The sequence below is a fragment of the Roseivirga sp. UBA1976 genome (assembly GCF_002336325.1).
GTDB classification, from domain to species: domain Bacteria; phylum Bacteroidota; class Bacteroidia; order Cytophagales; family Cyclobacteriaceae; genus Roseivirga; species Roseivirga thermotolerans.
This window is the reverse complement of record NZ_DDDQ01000082.1, coordinates 1-5,222: the sequence shown is the minus strand read 5'-3', so window position 1 is coordinate 5,222 and position 5,222 is coordinate 1. Positions and strand designations below refer to the sequence as shown.

Sequence of the window (5,222 nt, the reverse complement as noted above, 5' to 3'; positions counted from 1 at the left end):
ACAACAACGAGTTCCTGATTTCAATGAACGGATAAGATAAATAATTCGAAATACACGAAGCTGTCTGGAAGGCACTTCTCATTTACTCCCTAAGTAGTGGAGACTAACCAGAACCACTGGAGTAAGGAATGAGAAATCTTTTAGACAGCTTTCTTTTTTCACTACCGTGCTGGAAGTGGCTTTGAGCTACGGTGGTTCAAGGTTTTAATATCCATTCTTTTAGTTCGTAGTGTAACGAATTCACCCTTCGCCAGTCTTTTAAGCATATGTTTCTCTCAAACCCGGAGCCGTATGCTTACAAACTACCTAAAAATTGCTTTCAGGTCACTGCTTAAGAACAGGGCCTACTCTTTCTTAAATATTTTTGGGCTTACCATTGGTATTACCTGTTCATTTCTCATATACCTCTATGTGCAGGATGAACTGACTTTTGATAGCCAACATACCAAAGCAGACCGTATTTTCCGGGTTGCCTGTGAATACTCACTTCCTAACAATGGAGGTACGGAAAAGTGGGCGGTTATGTCAGACTGGGTGCCGCAGTACTTTGTCAAAGATTACCCGGAAGTGTTAAAAGCAGTAAGATTTAGAAAGAGCCAGAATGTGGTGGTTGAGCGGCCGGAAGGTGTGGAGCGGTTCTACGAAGAGGTAGTATATGCCGACTCTGCTGTATTCAGCGTTTTCGATTTTCCTTTGTTAAAGGGCGATTCTCGCACGGCTCTCAATGAACCCTTTACGGTAGTGATCTCAGAGCACATAGCTCAGAAGTATTTTGGCAGTACCGATCCTATGGGCAAGGTGTTGAGCCTCCCCGACTTTAACACCCAACTTACGGTTAAAGGTATTTTGGCTCCAATTCCTCACAACTCTCATCTAAAGTTCCATGTGCTAGCCTCTTTTGAAACTCTAAGAGCTACCAATAGAACCTCTGAAAACAACTGGTGGAATTTTAGCACTTATGTGTATTTGGAAACCCAAAAAGGGACAGACCCTGAGGATTTGGAGAACAAAATAAAACGCATTTCTGCCAAGTATATACTGGATCAGGAAGAGAGTTCGGGCTATAGGCAAGAGTACTATCTAATGCCGCTGAAGGATATTCACCTGAAGAGCAGTTTTAGGGCAGAGTTTGCTCCGGGAGGCAACATGAACAATGTGAGGATATTCGCCCTCATTGGTCTGTTCATACTGCTTATTGCCTGCATTAATTTTATGAACCTTGCCACCGCGCGTTCGGTAAAAAGAGCCAAAGAAGTGGGAGTACGAAAGGTGGTGGGAGCCTATAAGAAGCATTTGATTGTTCAGTTTTTGAATGAGTCGGTGGTGCTTTCTTTTCTGGCTATGGTGCTTTCGGTGGCTCTTATACTTTTGACTTTACCCTTGCTCAACGATTTTACTAATAAACAGCTTGTTTTCAATCCACTGTCAGATCCGGGGCCGGCAGTAATTCTTCTGGGCATCACCATGCTTGTGGGTTTACTGGCCGGTAGTTATCCTGCTCTGGTGCTTTCTTCTTTCAAGCCTGTTGAAACGCTCAAAGGAAGCTTTCAGAATTCTTCAAAAGGGGCAATGCTCAGAAAATTTTTGGTAGTCTTTCAGTTCGTAATCTCTATTGCGCTCATTATTTCTACCTATGTGGTTTTTAACCAATTACAATACATGCGTCAATTGGAACTGGGTTTTCAAAAGGAGCGAATGATATACCTACCTACTCGTTTTGGACAGGGTACAGCTGAGAAATTTGCTGTGTTGCGCGATGAGCTAAAACAAACGGCTGCGGTAAAGGGCACTGCCCTGTCTAGCAATGTGCCCGGTGTAGAGCTTGGTAACAATGTTGTGAGACTGGGGTGGGACAATAATGCCGAATGGAGCGACATGCGCTTTTTGGCGGTTGACTATGATTTCATTGACCTGTACGGTCTGAAAATGGCCGCAGGCAGGGGCTTCGATCGATCCTTTCCCAGCGATGAAACGGAAGGGTTCATTCTCAATGAGTCAGGGGTAAAACGGCTAGGCTTCGACTCGCCTCAAGCCGCCCTGGGCAAACCTTTGCGCTGGCAGAACCGCCAAGGTAGGGTAATTGGAGTTGTTAGAGACTTTTACTTCATGTCAGTTCAGCAAGAGGTGGAACCTTTTATAATGGTAATGCTGGCCGACCGAACACCCGGTTATCTGTCGGTAAATGTAGCCACCGATGGGTTTGGTCAGGTGGTAAATGAAATTGAGGCCAGGTTTAATGAAATAATGCCAGACCGGATTTTTGAATACTATTTTCTTGATCAGGATTTTGATGAGCAATATAAGGCGGAAGCCAATTTCAGTCGCATATTTACTGTTTTCTCTTTTGTGGCCATATGGATTGCCTGCATGGGGCTCTATGGTTTGGCTTCCTACACTGCCGAGCAAAAGATGAAGGAGATTGGTGTTCGAAAAGTGTTGGGAGCTACCGTGGCCGGAATTGTGGCTCTGCTATCAGGGGCATTTTTAAAGCTGGTAGTAATAGCCTTTGTACTGGCCTCGCCATTGGCCTATTTCGCTATGGATAACTGGTTGGCGGGTTTTGCCGAACGTATTTCGATAGGAGCAATCGCTTTTATAATTAGCTTGGTTTTTGCGTTGCTAATCACCTTGCTCACCATTAGCTATCAGTCCATCAGGGCTGCAAGAGCCAACCCCATAAAATCATTGAGGTACGAATAAGGAGAAGGTTTCTGTGAGGTATTGTCAGTTGAAATCCTATATCTTTAATTTTGGATTTCAACAGAGCCTATGAACCTACAACTCTTCTTTAAAGCCCCTCCAAAAATTGATGGTTTGCATGAGTCTGCACTGGGCAATAGCATTAAGCAGCTAAATGACCCTGGCTTAGATATTACCAAAACAGACATTGCCATTGTGGGCCTCACCGACAATCGAGGTACTCGGGTAAACGTGGGAGTTAGCGGTGCAGCCGATCGGATTAGAGAAAAGTTTTACCGGCTAAAGCGAAGCAGCAATACCTACAGGTTGGCCGATCTGGGGAATCTTCAGAATGGAGAAAATCATGAAGACACGGCCGAACGACTGCGCGAGATTTGTGAACATTTGCTGGCCGCTAAAGTGATTCCTATAATTATAGGAGGTACCCATGATTTTGCTCTGCCGCAGTACCTGGCCTACGAAAGTAAAAAGGATCTAATATCGGTACTCAACGTAGACGCCAAGCTGGATGTGGAAGAGGAAGGCGATGCTAACGAGACCTTTCTTTCACGGCTAATTACCCATCAGCCCAACTTTATGTTTAGCTACAATCATTTGGCACACCAAAGCTATCTGGTGGAGGCAGGAGCCCTAACGGCCTTAGATAAACTCTATTTTGAGGCTTTGAGACTGGGCGAGCTACGCGAAAAATTCGCACATGCAGAACCCATTGTGCGCATGGCCAATATGATGACTTTCGATATTACGGCCATTAGGGCGGCCGATGCTACAGGCAACGCAGCCGCACAACCCTTTGGCCTTACCGGTGAAGAAGCCTGCCAGCTGATGTGGTATGCCGGCATGAATGAGAAAATGAGCTCCGTAAGTATAGCCGAATATAACCCCGACCTGGACGATCAACACTATTCTACGGGAGCCATAATCAGTACCATGATTTGGTACTTTATAGAAGGCTTTTATAACCGAAAAGATACAGGCCAATTTAACTCAGACCAGTACACCAAGTACACGGTGAGCTTTGAGGGTACTGACGATACCATGACCTTCTTTAAAAGTAAGCTCACCGAAAAGTGGTGGATGCTGGTGAATTATGGTGAAAACTTTATGGACAGGGCTTACATTCCTTGTTCATACGAAGACTATACTATCGCAACACATGGCGATTTTCCTGAGCGCTGGATAAAAGCTCAGGGCAAACTTATTTAAACCACACCATACAGATAGTTCAAAAGGTGGCCTCCCCACCATCCATGGAGAGGCCTGTTTTTTGGATTGCCGACAATCCAAAAACCTCAACTGTTACACCAAAGATCAATGACGGCTGAAGTATTCTTTCAGGTATTGTTTTGCCGCTTCGGTTTTCATGTAGCCCGCAGCTGCCGATATGCCCCGAGGTGGATTGGAGGCATTTTCTAATTTATTAAAGGTGGCTTCATACATGGCTTTCTCGTACTCTTCAAACTTACCATCTTCTACATACCACTCAAAAACGCTTACCTCAGAGGCTACCCAGGGCAGATTGCCGCTATTCTCAATAATCTTTTGATAGTTTTCCAGCTGCACATCCATGTAGGTGTTTGTAGTTTCTGCATCGAAGGGAGGAAATATGGCGAACTCCAGTTCATCGAAACCTGTATATGACATTCTGTTCCAGAATTTTCGTTCGGTCATCTGATAGTTAGTGTACAAATGGGCTACCACTATGCCTCTATAATGGGTCTTTACGGTAGATAGTATGCGATCTTTAACTTCGTTGGCAAAGATCAATATTTCATCTTCAGTGGCTCCGGCTAAAAAGCCATCGTCATAAATACCCCCGACTTGTGTAATGAACAGTTCAAACTCAATGGGCCATGGAATGTATTTCTCAGCCTTCATGAGTTCTGCAGCCTTGGCTTCGGCCTCTTTTTCAGGGAGGTAACGGTCTGCAAACCAGGTTTCGAATTCCGCTTTGGTTTTGAATACAGGCATGTCTATGAAAGGAGGATAAAAATTGACCAGAATGGTGGGCAGACCCAATTCTTTTTCGCGTAAGAAAAGCACGGTAGTTGCCCTGAGTTTAGCATCCAGAATGTCTAACGGATACGGTACTACAATTTCGCCACCGTTGGGGCCATCAAATGGAGGAACTGAGGTAAAGAGCGCGCTAGATTCATTAGCTCCAAAATTTTCAACCAGCTCTGCGTGGTGGCGCATCAGGTTGGTCATGTAATCGAATTGCGGATCGTTGAAAGGGTTTTCTTTCCCATCCGGATCGGCCCAGAAGAGTGCCCTTTTCTCAAATGAGGGCAGAGGAAGCCTCTCGGCTTCATCCGTAAATCGTTTCAGTACCTCCCAACTGGGAATAGTATCTGTTATTTTTCTCAGAATGGTCGTTAGGGAAGCGGTATCATAGAAGTTGGCTGGAAAGTCTTCTACAGGAATTTCAGGAATAATGTCTTCTTTTTCGGTACAGCTAAAAGCCAGGGCCACTAGGCCGGCCAGTAGAAATTTGAATGTCTTTTTCATGGTTGGATGGATTT

Annotated in this window: 3 protein-coding genes; 2 read left to right on the top strand and 1 reads right to left on the bottom strand. The window is 44.9% G+C overall.

Annotated features, from left to right (window positions below; genetic code table 11):
• Positions 1-291 precede the first annotated feature (291 nt).
• Together B3763_RS08075 and B3763_RS08070 are read left to right on the top strand one after the other, a co-directional pair.
• The gene (locus tag B3763_RS08075) at positions 292-2,700 is read left to right on the top strand and encodes an ABC transporter permease (protein WP_286745541.1); all 2,409 of its coding nucleotides are present in this window, start codon (positions 292-294) and stop codon (positions 2,698-2,700) included.
• A 69-nt stretch (positions 2,701-2,769) separates the two neighbouring features.
• Positions 2,770-3,906, top strand: coding sequence for a formimidoylglutamase (locus tag B3763_RS08070; RefSeq protein ID WP_286745539.1), 1,137 nt, complete (start codon positions 2,770-2,772; stop codon positions 3,904-3,906).
• A gap of 105 nt (positions 3,907-4,011) precedes the next feature.
• Here the strand turns inward: B3763_RS08070 and B3763_RS08065 are convergent.
• Positions 4,012-5,222 (bottom strand): hypothetical protein (locus B3763_RS08065; protein ID WP_286745538.1); only part of this gene is annotated, 1,211 nt, incomplete at its 5' end.